The sequence below is a fragment of the Streptomyces sp. x-80 genome (genome assembly GCF_046549095.1).
Taxonomy (GTDB): Bacteria; Actinomycetota; Actinomycetes; order Streptomycetales; family Streptomycetaceae; genus Streptomyces; species Streptomyces celluloflavus.
In genome coordinates, this window is record NZ_JAJPWM010000002.1 from 322,951 (window position 1) to 342,999 (window position 20,049).

The window sequence follows — 20,049 nt, forward strand, 5'->3', positions numbered from 1 at the left end:
ATGGTGCGGCTGCGCCCTGCTCGGACGAGGTCGCCTTGGCCGCGTGCCGCTTCCCCGACGATCGCTTCTCAGCCTGCCCTTGACAGCTGCCTACATGCCCACCCACGCGGCCAGCGATGCCAGTCCTTCCGGCGCCCGTCGCTGCCTGCGGACCAGCACAGCGATGGTCTCTCGCATCAGCGGGTGATACCTGGCCTGCTGTGGGGCGATCTCCCTCGCGCGATGCAGCGAGCCAGTCGTCCAGCGACGGGGGCAGCAGCAGGACCTGGTGCGGGTCGAACGCCCTGAACCGCTTGTCCACCCCCGCCGGACGGCCCTGCGGCTGCTGCTTCTCCACCGGCTCGACCTCGAACAGCCCATCCCCACCACGCATGCCGCGAGCCTTCCGCACCTACGGTCATCAACCGGAGGCGGGGTGCTGTCCGGTCGGATAATCCAAGTGCGGTCCGGTCGTCCCGCGTGATACCCCTCCCGACTATGGGCGATCTTGTGACAGCGCGGCTCGTGCTTCATCCGATGACCGTCAGCGAGGCTGAGCGAGTGGTGGCGGGCGAGTCGGATGGCGGGGCCCGATGGGCGCCCGGATACCCCACCGATGGGGACGTGTCCGCCGCCAGGCGCTTCCTGGGCACCTGCGCGAACACCGGTGATCCCCGACCGTTCGGGAACTATGAGGTCCGTCGCCGCGAGGACGGTCAGGCGATCGGCGGCCTGGATTTCCACGGACCTGCGGACGAGAACGGCAGCGTCACGATCGGCTACGGCCTCATCCCGTCAGCGCGAGGCAAGGGATACGCCTCCGAAGCCCTCCGCAGGCTGCTGTTGTTCGCGCGGGCACGCGGCGTCACCTGCGTAAAAGGCGACGCCGACCACGACAACATCGCGTCCCAGCACGTCATGACGGCAGTCGGCATGCGGCCGGCCGGAGAAGACGAACGCGTCAGGTACTTCGAGATCGCCTGGACCGACACGGCGGCGGATACTGACCCGCGCTCCTAGGCCGCCATATCCGCCACCACACAGGCGACGTTGTCCGGCGCCCCCGCCGCGTGGGCGAGCGCGACCAGATCCCGTACGGCCTGGGCGGGGTCGGCGGCCGTGGTCAGCACGTCCTGGACGGCCTCGGGTGGCGCCACGGCGGAGAGGCCGTCGGTGCACAGCAGATAGCGCTCCCCCGGCCGTGCCTGGAGCAGTTGCAGATCGGGGGCGAATGCCGGGCCGCCGTCCAGCGACCGCAGCAGCAGGGCGCGCTGCGGGTGGCCCGGTGCCTCCTCGGGGGTGAGCCGGCCCTCGTCGACCAGCGACTGGACCAGGCTGTGGTCGTGGGTGATCCGGAAGAGCCCGGAGTCCCGCAGGACGTACGCGCGCGAGTCCCCGACGTGCACCAGCGCGAGCTGTGAACCGGCGCGGAGCAGCGCGGTGAGGGTGCTGCCGGTCGCCGTGTCCCCGGGCGGGACGGCGGCGCGGTTGGCGCGGTGGGCCGCCTCCTCCAGGGCGGTGAGCAGGTCCGTGGAGGTCAGGTCCGTCTCCTCCACCGCCTTGAGCTGCTCGATCGCCGCGGTGGCGGCCGGGCCGCCGCCCGCGCCGTAGCCGTCGGCGACCGCGAGCAGCCGCGGTCCCGCGTACGCCGCGTCCTGGTGGGCGGTGCGGACCAGTCCCCGGTCGGTCAGGGCGGCGCAGCGCATCGTCAGCGCGGTGTGCGGTTCGGTCATGTCCATGTGCTCCCTTGTCCTCGACAGCTGATCGACGAGGAAGGCGGCCAGGTCGCGGCGGGCCGCGGTGTCGGCCTCGACCCGCTCCCAGTACGCGGCGACCGCCCCGGCCGCCGCCGCGGGTGCCAGCTCGCACACCTCGCGGATGCGGGCCAGCGGCATGCCGAGCCGGCGCAGCCAGGCGACCAGCCGGGCCCGCGCCAACTGGGCGGGGGCGTAGTGGCGGTAGCCGCTGACCGGGTCGACGCGGGCGGGCGTCAGCAGTCCGAGCTCGTCGTAGAGCCGCAGCGCCTTCGGCGAGAGCCGGGACGCCCGTGCGAACGCCCCGATCGTCAGCAGTCCGGCGTCCGTGCGCCGCTCTCCGTCCACCTGTCGCCCGGCCTTTCCTGCCCACCCGCGCAGCCTTTTCCCGCACCCACGCAGCCTTTTCCCGCCCACCCGCGCAGTCTTCCTCCCGCCCACCCGCGCAGCTTTTTCCCGCCCACCCGCGCAGCTTTTTCCCGCCCACCCGCGCAGCCTTTTCCCTTGCACCCGCCCGGCCTTCTCTCGCACCGGGCGCGTCGCCCGGCACCGCCGATGCTGTGGCTTCCCCCAGGGGCAAGGTCAACCGTCCGTCCGGCCGCCCGCCGCCAGCCGGTCCAGTGCCGCGACCGTCAGCGCCTGGACTCCCGTGGTCAGCGTCGGCCGGACGACGGGGACGAAGCGGGGCGAGTGGTTGGAGGGGATGTCCGCCAGCCGCCCGGCCGCGAACGCGGTACGGAACTCCTCGGGGTCCCAGCCGCCCAGCCACCAGTAGTACAGCGGCGCACCGGCGGCGGTCGCCAGCAGCCCCACATCCTCACTGCCCGCGACCGGTTCGTAGGCGAACAGCTGCTGCGGGCCGAGGAGTTGGGCGAACGCCTCGTTGACCTCCCGCAGTGTCCCGGGCTCGTTGACGGTGACCGGGAAGGACTCCCGCGCCTCGATCTCCGGCTCGCGCGGCGCCCCGGACGCGGCGGCCTCGGCGCGTGCGATGCGGTCGATGGCGGCCAGGACCCCGGTCCGTACCGTCTCGTCGAAGCTGCGGACGCTGAGCCGTAGGACGGCCCGGTCCGGGATGACATTGGCGGTGTCCCCCGCGTGGAAGGAGCCGACGGTGACCACCGCCTGGTCCTTGGGCGCGACCTCGCGGGCCACCACCGACTGCACCCGCTGTACGAACGCCGCCGCCATCAGGATCGGGTCGACGGTGGTCTCGGGCCGCGAGCCGTGCCCGCCGGTGCCGTGGAAGGTGATCTCCAGGCTGTCGGACGCGGCCATGCAGGCGCCGGGGCAGTACGCGATGAGCCCGGCGCCGAACGGGGCGACGTGCTGGCCGAGCACGACATCGGGGGTGGGCACCAGACCCTTGCGGTAGAGGCCGTCGTCCAGCATGGCGCGGGCGCCGCTGCCGGTCTCCTCGGCGGGCTGGAAGAGCACGACCAGCGTGCCGGACCAGCGGTCCCGGCCCGTGGCCAGCAGGTCCGCCGCGCCCAGCAGGCAGGTGACGTGCACATCGTGCCCGCAGGCGTGCATCCGGCCGGGAACGGTGGAGGCGTACGCCAGGCCGGAGCGTTCGGTGACGGGCAGCGCGTCCATGTCGGCGCGCAGCAGGACCACCGGCCCCGGCCCGTTGCGCAGCACACCGGTGACACCGGTACCGCCGATACCGGTGGTGACGTCGTAGCCGAGGGCGGTCAGCCGGCGGGCGGCCTCAGCGGCCGTACGGGTCTCCTGGAAGCCGAGCTCCGGATGCCGGTGCAGGTCCTCGTACAGCGCCACGAGGTCCGCCAGGCGGCCGTCGAGCGGGGCCAGAACTGCGGCGTACGGAGACGCGGGAAGGGAAATACCACTAGCGCTCATACAAACATTCGACCATGGAAGAACCCGCCCCTCCGGCACCGCCGCGCCACCACGGCCACCGGCACGCCCCGGCTGACCCTGGCCGGACTTCGCGGGTGGGCGGCGGGGTTTCGTGACACCCGGGGCCACGGCTGCCACCGTGGATCAACCTGCCCAAGACGATGACCGGAGGCGGACGTTGGCCACTTCATCCACCCAACCGACCGGTGAGCCCGACGACATCGCGACCCATCTGTTGGACCAGGCCATGGGTCACTTCTTCTCCGCCGCGCTGCGCACCGCGGCCCACTACCGCATCGCCGACCGGCTCGCCGAGGGACCGCGCACCGCCGAACAGCTGGCCGACGCCACCGGCACGCACCCGCCGCACCTGCGGCGCGTACTGCGCTATCTCGCCACCCGCGGCATCTTCCGGGAGGACGCCGCCGGCGCGTACCAGCTGACACCCACCGCGAGACAGCTGTGCACCGACTCCCCGGACTCGCTGCACAGCGCGATACTGATGATCACCGACGGCATGTTCCTGCGGACCTCGGCCGCTATGCAGGAGGCGGTGCAGCACGGCGGAGCGGCGTTCGAGCGGCTCTTCGGAGCGCCGTTCTTCGACCATCTGCTGTCGGATCCGGCCCAGCGCGATCTCTTCGACCGCGGTATGTCCTCACTGTCCGCCCCGGTGGACGAGGCGGTGTCCGCCGCGTACCCGTTCCCCGAGACCGGCACCGTCGTCGACGTCGGCGGCGGCCGCGGCGGCCTGCTCCGTGCCGTACTGCGCCGGTACCCGCGGCTGGACGGCATCCTCTTCGACCAGGCCCCGCCGCTGGCCCAGCACCTGCTGGACGGCGACGAGCTGAAGGGCCGCTGGCGCACCGAGGAGGGCGACTTCTTCGCCGCGGTACCGGAGGGCGGGGACCTCTATGTCCTCAAGCACGTCCTGCACGACTGGCCGGACGACGCCTGCCGCCGCATCCTGCGCGCCTGCCACGCGGCGATGGGTACGGGCAGCCGGCTGCTGGTCGTCGACTGCGTACTGCCGCAGGGCAACGCCCCGCATTTCGGCAAGACGATGGACATCGCCATGATGGCCCTCGTCGACGGGCAGGAGCGCACCGCCGACGAGTTCGCCACCCTGCTCTCCGCGGGCGGCTTCCGCCTGACCCGCGTCCTGCCGACCGCCGCCTTCCCGTCGATCGTGGAGGCGGTGCCGGAGTAGCGCGCGGCCGCCCCGGGGGAACCCGTGGGCCTGGGGCCCGCGCAGCCGCCGGGGACGGCGGCGGACAGATGCCGGAGGGGAGGCACCGGGTGCCCCCTCCGGCCCACTCCGGACGGCGGACAGCGCTGCGCGGCGGGTACGGCACCACCGTCCCCGCGCGCGGGGACCAGCCCGCTTCTCAGCCGCCGGCCGCCACCGGCGTCACCCGCACCGCGTGCACCGGCAGCGCCCGCTCCGGATTGTCCGGCTCGTCCAGGCACCGTCCCGTCCGCAGATCGAAGAGGTGCTTGTACATCGGCGAGGCGACCGTCGGCGCACCGTCCACACTGCCCGTGATGCCGTTGGCGATGACCTGCGCCCGGGAGAACGGGTCGAGGTTGCCGACCGCGTACACCGCACCGTCCCGGTCCCGGAAGAGCGCCGCCTGCGAGCCGTCCGGCAGCTTGGCCGCGACGCCCCGCGCCGGCTCCAGGTCCCCGTAGGCGCAGATCGTGATCCACTCACCGGTGGTGGTCTTCAGCTGGACAGGTGCGGTGGCGTCCATGGCTCGTAACTCCTTTGTCTGCCGAGACGGATGGGGCCGCGGGTGCGGCGCGTGCTCGTACTGCCGGGGAACCGGGGCCGCGGGCCGTACGCCGCCCCGTCTACCCGGCATGCGCCGGCTCGTTCACGAACTCCGCGAACCGCCGCAGCTTCTCGGGGTCGTCCAGCACCGCCGCCCACTCATCGCGGTACGCCGCGATATGCCGCTCCATCTGCTCCTCCAGTTCGGCGCAGATACCGAGCGCGTCCTCGACCACGATCTCGCGCAGCCGCTCGATCCCGCCCTCCAGCCGCTCCAGCCAGGCCGAGGTGCGCTCCAGCCGGTCGCCGGTGCGCAGGTAGTACATGAGGTACCGGTCGGTGATCCGGAAGAGCTCGGCGGCGGACAGATCGGCGGCGAGCAGCTCGGCGTGGCGCGGGTTCGTCCCGCCGTTGCCGCCGACGTAGAGGTTCCAGCCGTTCGCGGTGGCGATGACGCCGACGTCCTTGCCGCGCGCCTCGGCGCATTCGCGCAGGCAGCCGGAGACACCGCCCTTGAACTTGTGCGGGGCGCGCAGCCCGCGGTAGCGCAGTTCCAGGTCGATGGCGAGCTGCACGGCGTCGCCCTGCCCGAAGCGGCAGAACTTGCTGCCGACACAGGACTTGACGGTCCGCAGCGACTTTCCGTAGGCGTGCCCGGACTCGAAGCCGGCGTCGACCAGCCGCCGCCAGATGGCGGGCAGCTGATCCTTGCGGGCGCCGAAGAGGTCGATCCGCTGGCCGCCGGTGATCTTCGTGTAGAGGCCGTGGTCGCGGGCGATCTCACCGATGACGATGAGGTTCTCGGCGCTGATCTCGCCGCCGGGGATGCGCGGTACGACGGAGTAGGTGCCGTCCTTCTGGAGGTTGCCCAGGTAGAGGTCGTTGCTGTCCTGGAGGGCGGCCTGTTCGCCGTCGAGGATGTGGGACAGGCCGAGTTCGGGGGCGAGCGAACCGAGGACGTTGCCGACCACCGGTTTGCAGACCGCGCAGCCCGCGCCGCCCGTCCCGTGCTTCTCCAGCAGTTCGGTGAACGAGCGGATGCGCTCGGTGCGGACGGTCTCGTACAGCTCGGCGCGGGTGAGGTCGAAGTGCGGGCAGAGGCCGCGGGCCTTCACCACGCCCAGCGCGTCGAGTTCGGCGTCCAGGATGTGCTGGAGGGTACCGGCGCAGCCCCCGCAGCCGGTGCCCGCCTTGGTACAGCGTTTGACGCCGCCGAGGTCGGTCAGCCCGTGCTCGGCGACGGCCGCGCGGACGGCGCCCTTGGTGACGTTGTGGCAGCTGCAGACGACCGCGTCGTCGGGCAGCGTGTCGGCGCCCGGCAGCGCGCCGACGCCATCGGCCGGGAGCAGGAACGCCTCGGCGGGTGCGGGCAGCGGCCGGTCGGCGCCGGCGTGCGGCCGCAGCGAGCCGTAGGCGTCCGCGTCGCCGACGAGGATGCCGCCCAGCAGCTGTCCCTCGGGGCCCAGCAGCAGTTTCTTGTAGACGCCGTCGCGGTTGTCGGAGAAGACGACGGACACCGCGCCGCCCTTGCCCTCGGCGGCGAACGGGTCGCCGAAGGAGGCGACATCGGCGCCGAGCAGCTTGAGTTTGGTGGAGGTGTCGGCGCCGGTGAAGACCGAACGGCCCTCGCCCGCGAGGCGGTCGGCGACCACCTCGGCCATCTGGTAGCCGGGCGCGACCAGTCCGTGGACCCGGCCGTCCGCGGTCTGCGCGCACTCGCCGATGGCGTACACATACGGGTCGGCGGTGCGGCAGTGCTCGTCGACCAGGACACCGCCGCGGTCGCCGACGGCCAGTCCGCTCATCCGGGCGAGCTTGTCGCGCGGCCGTACGCCGGCGGAGAAGACGACGAGGTCGGCGCTGATCCGGGTGCCGTCGGAGAGGACGAGGCCGCGGGTCAGACCGTCGGCGTCCACATCGACCTCGTGCGCGCCGACACCGGTGTGCACGGCCACGCCCATCGCCTCGATGGTGGTGCGCAGCGCGGCGGCCCCGCCGTCGTCCACCTGCATCGGCATCAGCCGCGGCGCGAACTCGACGACATGGGTGGTCAGTCCGAGGGTGCGCAGCGCACCGGCCGCTTCCAGGCCGAGCAGTCCGCCGCCGACGACGACGCCGGTCGTCGCGTGGCGGGCGTAGTCGGTGAGCGCGTCGACGTCGTCGAGGGTGCGGTAGGTGAAGCAGCCGGGGGCGTCGGCGCCCTCGATGGGCGGTACGAACGGGTAGGAGCCGGTGGCCAGTACCAGCGCGTCGTAGGAGAGGGTCAGGCCGGACGCGGAGGTGACGGTGCGGGCGGTGGTGTCGATGGCCGTGGCCGGGTCGCCGAGGGCCAGTTCGATACCGTGCCGGGCGAAGAAGTCGCTGTCGGCGAGGGTGAGTTCGTCGTGCGGGGTGCCCGTGAAGGTGGCGGTCAGGTGCACCCGGTCGTACGCGGGCCGGTCCTCCTCGGCCAGCACCACCACATGCCAGCCGGGGAGGTCCGGGTTCCCGATGTCGGCGAGCGCGCCGCGCTCGGCCAGCGCCTCCAGCAGACGCTGTCCCACCATGCCGTGTCCGACGAGCACCAGGGTCTGGGACCGGGACCGGTTCGCAGTCATGGGACTCTCCTCGCATACGGCGTGGCACCGGCGGCGGCGACATCGCAGCCGGACCGCCGCGGCTCTTCGACACCCCCGACCGTAGTGGCGGGCACCGGCCGGACCATTCCGAAAAAGACCTGCTTCCAAGGGACTTGAGTCCCCCCGCCGATGGCCCTATGGCCTGCCCCTACAGGGCTTTGGCCGCCTGTTTTCGGCCACTGCGGGCAGTAGCGTGGCGCCTACGGGCCGCGCCTCCCCGACCAGCGGCGACGGCCCGGCACTCCACCGGCCCCGCCCCGGGCCGACCGCGACGCCCCTCGGGAGGCCGCCATGCCGCAACTCGTCCTGGCCGTGCACGGCAGCGCCGATCCCGAGGCCGCGGACACCATCGCCCGGCTCGCCGCACTGATCACGGGCCTTGGCGGGATCCAGCCCCTGATCGGCCATCTCGATGTGCAGCGGCCGAGCCTGGCGGACGTCCTGGCACGGCTGTCCGAGGACGGCCGGGGCCGGGGTCCGGAGCAGGGCCGGGACCGGGGTCCGGACGAGGACCCGTACGCGAACCCGTACCCGGACCCGTACGCGGCCCCTTACCCGGACCCGGAGCGGGCCGCCCGCGGCGCGGTCGTCGTGCCGCTGCTGCTGGGCGACGGCTACCACCGCCACATCGACCTCCCCGCCACCGTCGCGGCCGCCCGCGCCCGCGGGCTGGACTGCGCGCTGACCGCCGGGCTGAGCGGCGAGGTGTCGGTGGCCTTCTCGCTGTACGAGCGGCTACGCGCGGCGGAGCGGCGGGCCGGCGGGAAGGCCGACGCGATCGTGCTGGCCTCGGCCGGCTCCGGCCGCCCCGGCGGCACCGACGGCGCGGTGCGGGCCGCGCGGCAGCTGCGGCAGCTGCTGGGCGGCGAGCGTGGCCCGGTCCCGGTCCGGGCCGCCTACTGCTCGTCGACCGGACCGGACGCCCCGGCCGTCCCCGAGATGATCGAGCGGCTGCGCGTCGCCGGTCACCGCCGTATCGCCCTCGCCACCCACCTCCTCGCCCCCGGCCGTTTCATCCGGGCCCTCGCCGGTACGGACGGCGTCTGGGCGGTCTCCGCACCGCTCGCCGACCATCCGCGCCTGGCCCACCTGGTCCTGCGCCGCTACACCGCCGGCCGGCTCGCCCTCACCCCCGGCCTCGCCGCCTGACCCACCCGGCCCGGCCGCCGCTCCCGCCCCGCGACCCGGCACCCCGCCCGACGGCCCACCCTTTCCCGGCGCCACCCCCGACGCCCGCGCCCCGCCCCGGCCCGCGGCGACACGACACGCGCACCCCGCTCCCTCGTTGGCGGCACCGCCCGCCCGCGCTGTACTGATCCCACCCGGCCCCCACCCGCGGCCGGAACCAGCGCAAGGAGCCCGTATGAGCAGCGCCGCCACCCCCGCCGCCGACCTCCCGGCCCCCGTCCGGCGCGCCCTGCGCTCCGCCAACGGCGGCGACACCGACGGGTTCCTCGACGCCTTCACCGACGACGGGGCGGTCGACGACTGGGGCCGCGAGTTCCGCGGCGCGGACGCGATCCGCGGCTGGAGCGACGCGGAGTTCATCGGCAAGCAGGTCACCCTGGACGTCACCGGCGTACGCACCGAAGGTGCCACCACCACCGTCAGCGCCCAGGTCGGCGGCAACGGCTTCACCGGGCCGTCCGACTTCGCCTTCACCGTCCAGGGCGACCGCATCGCCCTGCTGCGCATCACCGGCTGACGGGCGGCGCCGACATGCCGGTCCCGATGCGGGCGCGCCGCCCTGACGAGCCGCACCGCACGGCCACCCCCCTGGAGCTCTTCTTCGACCTGTGCTTCGTCGTGGCGATCGCGCAGGCCGGCCGGCAGCTGGTGCACGCCCTGGCCGAGGGACACCCCGGACACGGCATTGCCGGCTATCTCATGCTTTTCTTCGCCATCTGGTGGGCGTGGGTCAACTTCTCCTGGTTCTCCTCGGCGTACGACACCGACGACGCGTTCTACCGCGCGGTGACGCTCCTCCAGATGGCGGGCGTGCTCATCCTGGCCGCCGGTGTCCCGCGCGCCTTCGGCAGCGGCGACTTCACCGTCGGCTGGTTCGGCTATCTGGTGATGCGGCTGGCGCTGGTCATCCAGTGGCTGCGGGCGGCGCACGGCAGCCGGGGGGCCGAGCGGCGCACCGCGCTGCGCTACGCGCTGGGGGTGACCGTGTGCCAGATCGGGTGGCTGGGGCTGATCCTGCTGCCCAAGGGGGACATCCCGTGGGTGTTCCTGGTCATGGGCCTGCTGGAGCTGTCGGTACCGGCGGTCGCCGAGTGGGAGCGGCAGACGCCCTGGCATGCGCACCACATCGCCGAGCGCTACGGCCTGTTCACCATCATCGTGCTCGGCGAGACGGTCTCGGCCGCCACCGTCGCCGTGCAGTCCGCGCTGGACGAGCACGACGAGCTGGGCACCCTGCTGCCGCTCGCGGCCGGCGGTCTGCTGCTGGTCTTCGCCGCGTACTGGATCTATTTCGCGGTCCCCATCCATCTGCATCTGCGCACCAACCGCCAGGCGTTCGGATGGGGCTACGGCCACTATCTGGTGTTCGGTTCGGCGGCGGCGATCGGCGCGGGCATCGAGATCGCGGTGGAGGAGTCGGTCGGCCGGACGCAGCTGTCGACGTTCGCGGCGTCCGCCTGCGTGACGCTGCCCGCCGCCCTGTTCATGTGCACGGTCTGGCTGATCCACTCCCGGCACCAGAAGCGCGGTGCGGCCCAGCAGCTGGTGCTGCCGGTGTCCTCGCTCGCCGTACTGGCCTGCACGTTCGCCGGGCATGCCGCGGTCCTGCTGGCCGGGCTGGTCGCCTCGCTGACCGTGGCCGTCGGCGTCACGTTCTCGGCCCGCCAGGGCGGGGCCCTACAGGAGTAGCCTCGGCGCAAGCACGCCACGTCGCCCATAAGCGTGCCGAACGGCCGTCCGCAGCCCGCGCACCGGTCCCCCGCCCCGTCCGCCCACTCCACACCCTCCGTACACCACACCTCGCCCAGCGACATCGCACACCCCCGTCAACTCCACTCCCGATCACACGAGTTGAGAGAATTCCGGCCAACTTCCCACCGCCTCGTCCGACCCCCCACACCGGCACCACCCCGCCCGTGAACCCCATCAATTCACCGTCAATGAGCCCCACTTCCCGGGCCGCCGCCCGCGCGTTCCCCGCCGGTCGCCGGGCGTCGCGACAGCGGCCCCGCAGAGACGCGGTAGGGTGCAGATTGCCCTTTTTATGCCCGCAGAGAGCTCGCGCGGACATTCCGCAGGGGCCGCTCACCCGTCCGCATCTGAGGAGACGCAAGCCATGGCCCCCCGCCACGCCCAGTCCCCCGCGCGCAAGAGTCTGACCCGGCGCGGCAAAGCCGTGAGCGGTCTCGCCCTCACCACCTTGGTGGGTACCGCCCTGTGGGCCTGGCCCGCCTCGGGCGACGACCACAACAGCCACCAGGACGCCAAGCACGGCACCCCCACGACGACTTCCCGCCCGGAAGCCGCCGCCCCCGAGGCCGCCCTGGCCTCCCGGCCGATCCCGGGCCTGAGCGACGCCGCCCGGAAGCAGATCCCGGCCGGCACCCGCCAGGTGCTGGTCGTCACCGGCCAGAGCGCGAACTCCGCCGGCTCGGCCGTCGTGCTCTACACCCGCGCCAAGGGCTCCCAGAACTGGCGGCCGGGCCCCACCTGGGCCGCGCACAACGCCGCCCACGGCTGGACCAAGGACCACCGCTACGGCGACCTGCGCTCCCCGGAGGGCGTCTACGCGCTCACCGACGCGGGCGGCCGGCTGGCCGCGCCCCGGGGCACCAGGCTCCCCTACGACCACAACAACAGCTTCGTCGCCCATGGCACCGGCGTCGAGGGCGAGCCGCTGGCCGGCGCCTTCGACTACGTCATCGCCATCAACTACAACCGGGTGCCGGGCTCCTCGCCGCTGGACGCCCGGCGCCCGCTGGGCGCGTCCAAGGGCGGCGGCGTCTGGCTGCACGTCGACCACGACGGCCCCACCCAGGGCTGCGTCAGCCTCAAGCCCGCGGTGATGAAGGAACTGCTGCGGACCCTGGACCCGGCCCAGCACCCCGTCATCGTGATGGGCCCGCCCGGACACTGACGGCCATCGCACGGGCCACCGGCCGCGCACCGGGCACCCCGCGCCGCCGCCCGGCCGTACCGCCGCCCGGCCCGCCCGTGGTACCCATGACGCATGGCTGACACGGGTCGTCGGGGACAGGAAGCACAGCACCGGCCGGACGGGCCGGACGCGGCGGCCGGGGCACCCCACCCGCCGGGCCCGCAGGACGCGTTGACCGATATCGCCGGCCTCCGCGTCGGACACGCCCAGCGCGTCGGCGGCGGCCACCTCACCGGCACCACCGTCGTCCTCGCCCCCGAGGGCGGTGCGGTCGCGGCCGTCGACGTCCGCGGCGGCGGCCCCGGCACCCGGGAGACCGACGCGCTGGACCCGCGCAATCTCGTCCAGCGGATCGAGGCGATCGTGCTGACCGGCGGCAGCGCCTTCGGACTGGACGCCGCGTCCGGGGTGGCGCGCTGGCTGGAGGAACAGGGCCGCGGCTTCCGCGTCGGCCCCGACCCCGCGCAGGTGGTACCGGTCGTGCCGGCCGCGGCCCTCTTCGACCTGGGGCGCGGCGGCGACTGGCGGGCCCGCCCGGACGCCGCTCTGGGCCGGGCCGCGGCCGAGGCGGCGGCTCGTTCGGCCGCCGGCACACCGCCCGCACAGGGCACCACGGGTGCCGGTACGGGTGCGGTGGCCGGCGGGTTCAAGGGCGGTATCGGCACCGCGAGCGCGGTGCTGCCGTCGGACATCACGGTGGGGGCGCTGGCGGCGGTGAACGCGGCGGGCTCGTTCGCCGATCCGCGGACCGGCGCGCTGTACGGCCGGCTGCACGAGGGCCCGGAAGTCTTCCCGGCCGCCGCCGTGCACGCCGCCGCCCGGCGCCGGCTGGCCGCCGCCCAGGAGACCACCCGGGCCCGCTCGGCCGCCTCGGCGCGACCGCCGCTCAACACCACGCTCGCCGTCGTCGCCACCGACGCCGTCCTCACCCGCGCCCAGGCCCACAAGCTCGCGGGCACCGCACACGACGGTCTGGCCCGCGCCATCCGCCCGGTCCATCTGCTCTCCGACGGCGACACGGTCTTCGCCCTGTCCACCGCCGTCCGCCCGCTCGCCCCCGCCGAGGCGCTCGCCGACCCGGTGTTCGGGGTGCACGCGCAGGCCGGCGCGCTGAACGAGATCCTGGCCGCCGGTGCGGACGTCCTGACCCGCGCCGTGGTCAAGGCCGCCCTCGCCGCCGAGACGGTGGACGGTCCGGGCGGCGTCTTCCCCTCCTACCGCGATCTGTACGGAGCCTGAGGGGCGGGACGGCGGCCGGCCCAGGAACGAGGCCGGCACGTGGAGACCGCTTCGTACGGCCCGTACGGGCGCGGGGCCCGGGACTGACGCGGGGGGGGCGGCGAGGTCCGGTGCCCGGCGCATCCGCCGCGTACGGGGCGGGGCCCGGATCAGGTCCCGGCCGCGCCCAGCAGCGTCCCCGCCACGTACGTCACCGCCATCGCCAGCGCGCCGCCCACGACGTTGCGCAGCACCGCGCGGCCGGGCGGGGCGGCGCCCAGCCGGGCGCCGGACCAGCCGCACAGGGCGAGCGCCGCGAGCACCGCGACCACGGTGACCGGCAGCCGCACGGCGGACGGCGGCAGCACGATCGCCAGCAGCGGCAGCAGCGCGCCGACGGTGAAGGCGAGGAAGCTGGCACCGGCGGCGTGCCAGGGGTTGGTGAGCTCGTCGGGGTTGATGCCCAGCTCGACCTCGGCGTGGGCGCGCAGCGCGTCGTGCTCGGTGAGCTGCGCGGCGACATCGCGGGCCAGTTCGGCGCTCAGCCCCTTGCCCTCCAGCAGTTCCGTCAGCTCGACGAGTTCGGCCTGCGGTTCCTTCGCCAGCTCGCACTTCTCCAGGGCCAGCGCCGCCTTCTCGGAGTCGCGCTGGGTGGAGACCGAGACGTATTCGCCCGCGGCCATCGACATCGATCCGGCCAGCAGTCCGGCCAGCCCGGCGGTCAGCAGGACGCCGCTGTCACCGGTGGCTCCGGCGACGCCGACGACGAGTCCGGCCGTGGAGACCACACCGTCGTTGGCGCCGAGGACCGCGGCGCGCAGCCAGTTGAGGCGGCTGCCCAGTACGCCGCTGTGGGCCTCGTCATGACCGGGGCTCGGAACGCTCACCGGCCGAGCGTCTCATCCGTACCGGCCGCGCTCCGTCCGACGCCCCCGCGCCACGCCGGATTCGCCGGTGGTAGAAACGGCCGTATGTCCGCACCTCCGCCGCCTCCGCCGCCCACGCTGGTCCAGCCGGCGCCCCCCGAGCCCGCACGGCGCCGCCGTCTGTGGTGGCACCGGCTCCTCATCGGGCTGTGGCACCGGCCGGTGGAGATCCTGGACGAGGCGCGGGACCGCAGCGTGTGGGGCGCGGCGCTGCTGCTCTGTCTGGTCAGCGGCGCGATCGGGGTGCTGTCGATGGACGCGTTCCGGCAGCAGTGGGCGGTGAACCGCACGCATGCGCTGCAACTGGCCGGGCTGGCCGAGGCCGGGGTGCTGATCGCCAGCCTCGTCCTGGGCGCGGTGACCCATGCCATCGCCCGCACCCTCGGCGGCAGCGGCCGCTTCGCGCCGACCGCGAGCCTGTTCATCGTGGTGTTCTGGGTGACCGATCTGCCCCGGCTGGCGATGGCGTCCTGGCTGCCGCCCGGTTCCACCTTCGTACAGGCCGCGACCTGGGCGACCTGGGGCTTCGGCTACGTCCTGGCGGTGCTGCTGGTCCGCGGCCACCACCATCTCCCGACCCGCAAGGCCGCGACCGCGGTATCGGTGCAGCTGCTGGCGGCGCTGGCGCTGCTGAAGCTGGGGACCGTCCGTTAGCAGCGCGACGGTGCCGCCCGGTACCGCGGGCCCAGGGGCGGGTTTCAGAGTCTGCTGTCAGGGGGGGCAGGGGGCCTGTCCCCCGGTGAGCCGGGCCCCGCACGGTCGTCCCCGTCCGGTGGACCGGCGGCCCCTCACGTACGGCCCCTCGCGTACGGCCTTCGGGTACTGGCCCTCGCCGCGGCCCGGCGGTCTCAGTACCGGCTCGTCAGTTGCCGTACGAGGCCCTCGAACGCCTCGCGCTCGGCGGCGCTCAGCTCCACGCTCTCGGCGGGCGGGCCGAGCGGCCCCGTCTGCCGCGGCACTCCGTCGAGCAGCTGCCGGGGTCCCTGCCGGGGCGCCGCCTCGACCCCTTCGTGCCGGGTCAGCTTGAGCAGCCCGATGACCCAGACGACCGTCGCGGCGAACAGGACGGCGAGGCCGATCTGCTGGAGAATCGAGACGGCGGTGGGCATGCGGTCCTCCAGGACGGGCGAGGCGTGGGACGCGTCCCAGTAGACACCACGGCGCGGGACTTCCGACAGAGGATCTTGGGACCTAAGTCCCCAAGTTACCTAATTCCTAAGACATTTCGCCACTTTCCCGCCATGCCCCGGTGCCGCGGTCCGCACCCCCTCGCCGCCTCCCCCGCCCGCCCCGCGCACCCCTCCGCCGTGGCAGATTCCGGCCCGCCCCCTTGGACACCCCGGAGGCTTCCGGCGGCGGGGACGCCCCCCGACGATGACGGCACACCGTACGCGACGTGAGGAGTACGCACGTGCCGCAGCCTCAGCCGCTCCCGCCGGAGCCGTCCGCCGGCCCGGACCGGGCCCCGGCCCCCGCCCGCGCGCTGGACGGCGTCCTCGTCGCCGACTTCAGCCGAGTGCTGGCCGGGCCGCTGGCCGCCGCGACGCTCGCCGACCTCGGCGCCGACGTGATCAAGGTGGAGCGGCCCGGGACCGGCGACGACACCCGCGCCTGGGGCCCGCCGTTCGCGGCGGACGGCACCGCCGCCTACTTCGACGCCGCCAACCGCTCCAAGCGCGGCCTGGCCCTGGATCTGGGCGATCCGGACGATGCCGCGGCCGCCCGCGAACTGGCCCGCCGGGCGGACATCCTGATCGAGAACTTCCGCCCCGGGGCGCTCGCCAAGTACGGTCTGGACCCCGCCGCCACCCGCGCCGCCCACCCCGGTCTGATCCACTGCACGATCACCGGCTTCGGCTCCGGCGAGGGCGCCCCGCTACCGGGCTACGACTTCGTGGTGCAGGCCGTCGGCGGACTGATGAGCATCACCGGTGAACCCGGCGGTACGCCCCTGAAGGCGGGCGTCGCCCTGGTCGACGCACTGACCGCCAAGGACGCCGTCACCGGCATTCTCGCGGCCCTGCGCCACCGCGACCGGACCGGCGAGGGCCAGTCGGTGGAGGTCAACCTGCTCTCCTCCCTCCTCGGCTCGCTCGTCAATCAGGCGTCCGGCCACCTGGCCACCGGGCGCGATCCGGGGCCGATGGGCAACCGGCACCCGAGCATCGCCCCGTACGAGACGCTGACCTGCCGGGGCGGACTGCTCGCGGTGGCGGTCGGAAACGACCGTCAGTTCCGGGCGCTCGCACAGGTGCTGGGGGCGCCCGGACTCGCCGAGGACACCCGGTTCCGCCGCAACCAGGACCGCGTACAAAATCGAACAGATCTTGTCAAAGCACTCGAAGAGCGCCTGGCGGCCGATACGCCGCAAGGATGGACGGTTCGCCTCAGTGCCGCGTCCGTGCCGTGCGGGCCGGTCAACACCCTCTCCGAGGCACTGGAGTTGGCGGCGCGACTCGGGCTCGACCCGGTCGCTACCATCGGAGACGGCCGGATTCCCCAAGTCCGCAGTCCGCTGCGACTGTCCGGGACACCGGTCACCCAACCTTTCGCCCCACCCCGCCTGGACGAGCACGGCACGCCGCTGCGAACCTGGCTGTCCGGACCGTCCGACCAACCACTGCCACCGCTAATGTGACCTTGGCCACAAGGTAGTGCCATTCGCAACCAAACCCGTCAGTAGGTGCTGTTTACCAGCACGCCATCACCACACCCTTGTATATGGAGCAGCTCGTGACATCGCCGGACACCTCCGCGCCCGCTCGGTCCCGCACCCCGCACCAGCTCCTCCAGCCGCACGGGCAGCAGCAGGAGCCGGGCGCCCCCCGCCGCTCCCGCCGGCTGCGTCGCACCATGGCCGCGACGGCGCTGCTCGCGGCGGGCGCGCTGGCCCTGTCGGCGTGCGGCGGCAGCGCCGAGGCGGGCGGCCACGACGACGGGAAGAACGGCCAGGCGGGTGCGGACGCGGCGGCCGCCAAGGACGCCTCCGACGCCAAGATCAAGGTCTCGGCGAAGAACGGCGGCACCGACGCCAGCATCAACGACACCGGGGTGCAGGTCACCGGCGGCAAGCTGACGGACGTGAAGCTCACCGTGGCCGACTCGGGCGCCGACGTGGCCGGTGCCATATCGCCCGACGGTTCCTCCTGGAAGCCCAAGGCCCAGCTGGAGCGCGGCACCAAGTACAAGCTGGTGGCGAACGCCAAGGACGACAAGGGCCGTTCGGCGACCGAGAACTCCACGTTCACCACGGTCTCCAACGCCAACAGCTTCATCGGCAGCTACACCCCCGACGGCGGCAAGACCGTCGGCGTCGGCATGCCGGTGTCCTTCAACTTCGACAAGCGGATCACGAACAAGAAGGACGTCCAGTCCCACATCACGGTGTCGTCCAGCGGCGGCCAGGAGGTCGTCGGCCACTGGTTCGGCGACCAGCGTCTGGACTTCCGTCCGGAGAACTACTGGAAGGCCGGCTCCAAGGTCACCATGAAGATCGACCTGGACGGTGTGAAGGGCGGCAGCGGCATCACCGGTGTGCAGTCCAAGACGGTCTCCTTCACCATCGGGCGCTCCCAGGTCTCCACGGTCGACATGAACACCCAGACCATGACGATCCAGCGGGACGGCAAGACCTACAAGACCATCCCGATCTCCGGCGGCAGCGCCGATCACCCCACCTACAACGGCCAGATGGTGATCTCGGAGAAGTTCACGCAGACCCGGATGGACGGCTCGACGGTCGGCTTCGGCGGCGAGTACGACATCAAGGACGTCCCGCACGCCATGCGCCTGTCGTCCTCCGGCACGTTCATCCACGGCAACTACTGGGGCGACTCGTCGATCTTCGGCCGCGCCGGCACCAGCCACGGCTGCGTCGGCCTGCGGGACGCCAAGGGTGGCGGCGGTGACACCCCGGGCAAGTGGTTCTTCGACAACTCACTGGTCGGCGATGTCGTCATCGTGAAGAACTCGCCCGACAAGACGGTCAAGCCGGACAACGGCCTGAACGGCTGGAACCTGTCCTGGGCGGAGTGGAAGGCGGGCAGCGCGTCCTGACCGACGCCCCCTGACCACGGACATGATGGCCGGTCCCCGCTCGGGGGCCGGCCACCGTTTTTGTGCCGCCCACTTGTGCGGCGCGGGGGCCGGACCGGCCGGCCGGACGCACCGCCACCGACCTGGGTCCGCCCTTTGCCGTACCCGGCCCGAGCATCCGGAAAGGGCGGTTTCGGCACCGCGGCCACCATCCCCTACGGTGACAACACCTGGACGGCCACGCGGAGTTCACCTGATGCACCTGCCAGGGCGGTGGAACTCGTCCGGCCGGGCCCGATACCGATGTCGGGCCCGGTATACGCGAGCGGGGACCGGGAGCGGTGTGGACCGAAACGCCGGCTTCCGCTCGCGCTCCCGCCTGTGAGCATCACCACACACCATGGGCGAGCCGCTCACTTGCCCAAGAAAGTATGAATAACACACAACTTACTCACGGGTTTTGACACCTTGTGAGGCTCTTCCGACGTAAAGCGCCCCTGACCAGGGCGCCTGGGGGGATGCGTAATGACCGAGCGCCGCTCGGGGAACAGGCTTGCCGCACTCGACGGACTGCGGCTGCTCGCCGCACTGATGGTGGTCTTCTACCACTACGTCGCCCTCGCCCGGCCGTGGGGCCATGCGACGGACACGATTTTCCCCACCGCCCACAGAGCGGCCCAGTACGGGTGGCTCGGGGTGGAGGTTTTCTTCCTGATCAGCGGCTTCGTCATCTGTATGAGCGTGTGGGGCCGCACATTAGGCGAGTTCGCCGCCTCCCGCATATCCCGCCTGTTCCCCGCTTACTGGGCCGGCATCCTGCTCACCGTGGCGGTGGTGAAAACGTGGCCGGAGGTCACGTCCATCCGCGGCTGGAACACGGTGATCACCAACCTGACCATGTTGCAGGGCGGCAACAACACCCCCAACGTCGACCCGGTGCACTGGACGCTCTTCGTGGAGCTCAAGTTCTACCTGATCATTGCCGTGGTCGTACTGTTCGGCGTCACCTACCGCAACTGCCTGATCCTGTGCGGAGTGTGGACCGCGGCCGCCGCCCTCGCGCCGGTCCTGAGGACCCCGCTGCTCACCGCGTTCGCGATGCCGCAGTACGCACCGTTCTTCATCGCGGGCATCGCCTTCTACCTGATGCGCCGCCACCGGCCCAACGCGGTCCTGTGGGCGATCGTGATCCTGCAACTGCTGCTCGCCCAGCGCTACATCCCCTACCGCCTGGCCACCAGCGTCGGCAGGGCCGCCGCGGAGGCCCTGCCCACCTGGCCCGCCCGCGTCGTCATCATCGCCGCCTTCGCCCTCGTCGGCGCGATCGCGCTCGGCGCCTGCGACCGGATCCAGTGGAAGTGGCTCACCACCGCGGGAGCGCTCACCTACCCGCTCTACCTCATCCACCTGAACATCGGGATGACCCTCATCCACCACTTCCGGAACAGGATCCCCGGCCCGGTCCTGGTGGCCTCGGTGACCGCGCTCATGCTGGTCACCGCCTGGCTCATCCACCGCCTCATCGAACGGCCCCTCGGAAAGTGGCTCCGCACCACCATGCGGCGAGGCATCGACGATGTCCGCCGCCACGTCACACCGCGCCGCAGACACGCCCGGCGCACCGCACCGCCCACGCCCACCGTGCCCCACGCGGCGGCGGACGGCCACGCGCCACCGCCCGCCCGCACCTTCGAGTCGGCCTCGGCGGCGGACTCGCGCACCGGCTGACGGCGTACGGGCGGCGCACGGTATCCGGACG

Annotated in this window: 17 protein-coding genes; 11 read left to right on the forward strand and 6 right to left on the reverse strand. The window is 73.0% G+C overall.

What is annotated here, in order from left to right; all coding sequences use genetic code 11:
* The first annotated feature begins 477 nt into the window (after positions 1-477).
* Positions 478-999, forward strand: a complete 522-nt coding sequence (locus tag ACLJWH_RS04195) for a GNAT family N-acetyltransferase (RefSeq protein ID WP_411140172.1) — start codon at positions 478-480, stop codon at positions 997-999.
* Here the strand turns inward: ACLJWH_RS04195 and ACLJWH_RS04200 are convergent.
* Positions 996-2,081, reverse strand: a complete 1,086-nt coding sequence (locus ACLJWH_RS04200; RefSeq protein WP_411140173.1) for a MerR family transcriptional regulator — start codon at positions 2,079-2,081, stop codon at positions 996-998. The two genes, ACLJWH_RS04195 and ACLJWH_RS04200, sit on opposite strands and share 4 nt — an antisense overlap.
* A 234-nt stretch (positions 2,082-2,315) precedes the next feature.
* Positions 2,316-3,593, reverse strand: coding sequence for an amidohydrolase (locus tag ACLJWH_RS04205; RefSeq protein WP_411140174.1), 1,278 nt, complete (start codon positions 3,591-3,593; stop codon positions 2,316-2,318).
* A gap of 178 nt (positions 3,594-3,771) precedes the next feature.
* Between ACLJWH_RS04205 and ACLJWH_RS04210 the strand changes: the two genes are divergently transcribed.
* Complete coding sequence (locus ACLJWH_RS04210) at positions 3,772-4,803, forward strand: methyltransferase (RefSeq protein ID WP_411140175.1); 1,032 nt, start codon at positions 3,772-3,774, stop codon at positions 4,801-4,803.
* Between the two features lie 178 nt (positions 4,804-4,981).
* Here the strand turns inward: ACLJWH_RS04210 and nirD are convergent, their stop codons facing one another.
* Both nirD and nirB read right to left on the reverse strand, forming a co-directional pair.
* Positions 4,982-5,347, reverse strand: coding sequence for a nitrite reductase small subunit NirD (gene nirD / locus ACLJWH_RS04215; RefSeq protein ID WP_411140176.1), 366 nt, complete (start codon positions 5,345-5,347; stop codon positions 4,982-4,984).
* Positions 5,348-5,447: 100 nt separating this feature from the next.
* Positions 5,448-7,964, reverse strand: coding sequence for a nitrite reductase large subunit NirB (nirB, locus tag ACLJWH_RS04220; protein ID WP_411140177.1), 2,517 nt, complete (start codon positions 7,962-7,964; stop codon positions 5,448-5,450).
* 312 nt (positions 7,965-8,276) lie between these two features.
* On the opposite strand from nirB, the gene ACLJWH_RS04225 reads away from it, so the two are divergent.
* The 5 genes from ACLJWH_RS04225 (at position 8,277) to ACLJWH_RS04245 (ending at position 13,350) form a co-directional block, all read left to right on the forward strand.
* Entirely contained in the window at positions 8,277-9,134 is an 858-nt protein-coding gene (locus ACLJWH_RS04225) for a sirohydrochlorin chelatase (RefSeq protein WP_411140178.1), read from the forward strand.
* A gap of 214 nt (positions 9,135-9,348) precedes the next feature.
* On the forward strand, positions 9,349-9,690 hold the full coding sequence (locus ACLJWH_RS04230; protein ID WP_411140179.1) for a nuclear transport factor 2 family protein: 342 nt from the start codon (positions 9,349-9,351) through the stop codon (positions 9,688-9,690).
* A 14-nt stretch (positions 9,691-9,704) separates the two neighbouring features.
* On the forward strand, positions 9,705-10,862 hold the full coding sequence (locus ACLJWH_RS04235; protein ID WP_411140180.1) for a low temperature requirement protein A: 1,158 nt from the start codon (positions 9,705-9,707) through the stop codon (positions 10,860-10,862).
* A 427-nt stretch (positions 10,863-11,289) separates the two neighbouring features.
* Positions 11,290-12,090 (forward strand): L,D-transpeptidase family protein, encoded by an 801-nt coding sequence (locus ACLJWH_RS04240; RefSeq protein WP_411140181.1) that lies wholly within the window; start codon positions 11,290-11,292, stop codon positions 12,088-12,090.
* 93 nt (positions 12,091-12,183) lie between these two features.
* Positions 12,184-13,350 carry a P1 family peptidase gene (locus ACLJWH_RS04245; RefSeq protein WP_411140182.1) on the forward strand — a complete coding sequence of 389 codons (1,167 nt, stop codon included), beginning with the start codon at positions 12,184-12,186 and terminating at the stop codon, positions 13,348-13,350.
* 149 nt (positions 13,351-13,499) lie between these two features.
* Here the strand turns inward: ACLJWH_RS04245 and ACLJWH_RS04250 are convergent, their stop codons facing one another.
* The gene (locus ACLJWH_RS04250) at positions 13,500-14,216 is read right to left on the reverse strand and encodes a VIT family protein (protein ID WP_411140183.1); all 717 of its coding nucleotides are present in this window, start codon (positions 14,214-14,216) and stop codon (positions 13,500-13,502) included.
* 84 nt (positions 14,217-14,300) lie between these two features.
* Between ACLJWH_RS04250 and ACLJWH_RS04255 the strand changes: the two genes are divergently transcribed.
* Positions 14,301-14,909, forward strand: a complete 609-nt coding sequence (locus ACLJWH_RS04255) for a Yip1 family protein (protein ID WP_411140184.1) — start codon at positions 14,301-14,303, stop codon at positions 14,907-14,909.
* A 194-nt stretch (positions 14,910-15,103) separates the two neighbouring features.
* On the opposite strand, the gene ACLJWH_RS04260 is transcribed toward ACLJWH_RS04255, so the two are convergent.
* Complete coding sequence (locus tag ACLJWH_RS04260; protein WP_411140185.1) at positions 15,104-15,364, reverse strand: hypothetical protein; 261 nt, start codon at positions 15,362-15,364, stop codon at positions 15,104-15,106.
* A gap of 302 nt (positions 15,365-15,666) precedes the next feature.
* Between ACLJWH_RS04260 and ACLJWH_RS04265 the strand changes: the two genes are divergently transcribed.
* The 3 genes from ACLJWH_RS04265 (at position 15,667) to ACLJWH_RS04275 (ending at position 20,018) form a co-directional block, all read left to right on the forward strand.
* Positions 15,667-16,893 carry a CaiB/BaiF CoA transferase family protein gene (locus ACLJWH_RS04265; protein ID WP_411140186.1) on the forward strand — a complete coding sequence of 409 codons (1,227 nt, stop codon included), beginning with the start codon at positions 15,667-15,669 and terminating at the stop codon, positions 16,891-16,893.
* 83 nt (positions 16,894-16,976) lie between these two features.
* Positions 16,977-18,311, forward strand: a complete 1,335-nt coding sequence (locus ACLJWH_RS04270) for a L,D-transpeptidase (RefSeq protein ID WP_411140187.1) — start codon at positions 16,977-16,979, stop codon at positions 18,309-18,311.
* A 504-nt stretch (positions 18,312-18,815) separates the two neighbouring features.
* Positions 18,816-20,018 (forward strand): acyltransferase family protein, encoded by a 1,203-nt coding sequence (locus ACLJWH_RS04275; RefSeq protein ID WP_411140188.1) that lies wholly within the window; start codon positions 18,816-18,818, stop codon positions 20,016-20,018.
* Positions 20,019-20,049 lie beyond the last annotated feature (31 nt).

Coding starts and splice junctions, on each gene's coding strand:
- ACLJWH_RS04275 (WP_411140188.1), top strand. CDS start 18,816: ATGACCGAGCGCCGCTCGGGGAACAGGCTTGCCGCACTCGACGGACTG.
- ACLJWH_RS04225 (WP_411140178.1), top strand. CDS start 8,277: ATGCCGCAACTCGTCCTGGCCGTGCACGGCAGCGCCGATCCCGAGGCC.
- ACLJWH_RS04245 (WP_411140182.1), top strand. CDS start 12,184: ATGGCTGACACGGGTCGTCGGGGACAGGAAGCACAGCACCGGCCGGAC.
- nirD (WP_411140176.1), bottom strand. CDS start 5,347: ATGGACGCCACCGCACCTGTCCAGCTGAAGACCACCACCGGTGAGTGG.
- ACLJWH_RS04205 (WP_411140174.1), bottom strand. CDS start 3,593: ATGAGCGCTAGTGGTATTTCCCTTCCCGCGTCTCCGTACGCCGCAGTT.
- ACLJWH_RS04230 (WP_411140179.1), top strand. CDS start 9,349: ATGAGCAGCGCCGCCACCCCCGCCGCCGACCTCCCGGCCCCCGTCCGG.
- ACLJWH_RS04260 (WP_411140185.1), bottom strand. CDS start 15,364: ATGCCCACCGCCGTCTCGATTCTCCAGCAGATCGGCCTCGCCGTCCTG.
- ACLJWH_RS04255 (WP_411140184.1), top strand. CDS start 14,301: ATGTCCGCACCTCCGCCGCCTCCGCCGCCCACGCTGGTCCAGCCGGCG.
- ACLJWH_RS04235 (WP_411140180.1), top strand. CDS start 9,705: ATGCCGGTCCCGATGCGGGCGCGCCGCCCTGACGAGCCGCACCGCACG.
- ACLJWH_RS04240 (WP_411140181.1), top strand. CDS start 11,290: ATGGCCCCCCGCCACGCCCAGTCCCCCGCGCGCAAGAGTCTGACCCGG.
- nirB (WP_411140177.1), bottom strand. CDS start 7,964: ATGACTGCGAACCGGTCCCGGTCCCAGACCCTGGTGCTCGTCGGACAC.
- ACLJWH_RS04270 (WP_411140187.1), top strand. CDS start 16,977: ATGGAGCAGCTCGTGACATCGCCGGACACCTCCGCGCCCGCTCGGTCC.
- ACLJWH_RS04195 (WP_411140172.1), top strand. CDS start 478: ATGGGCGATCTTGTGACAGCGCGGCTCGTGCTTCATCCGATGACCGTC.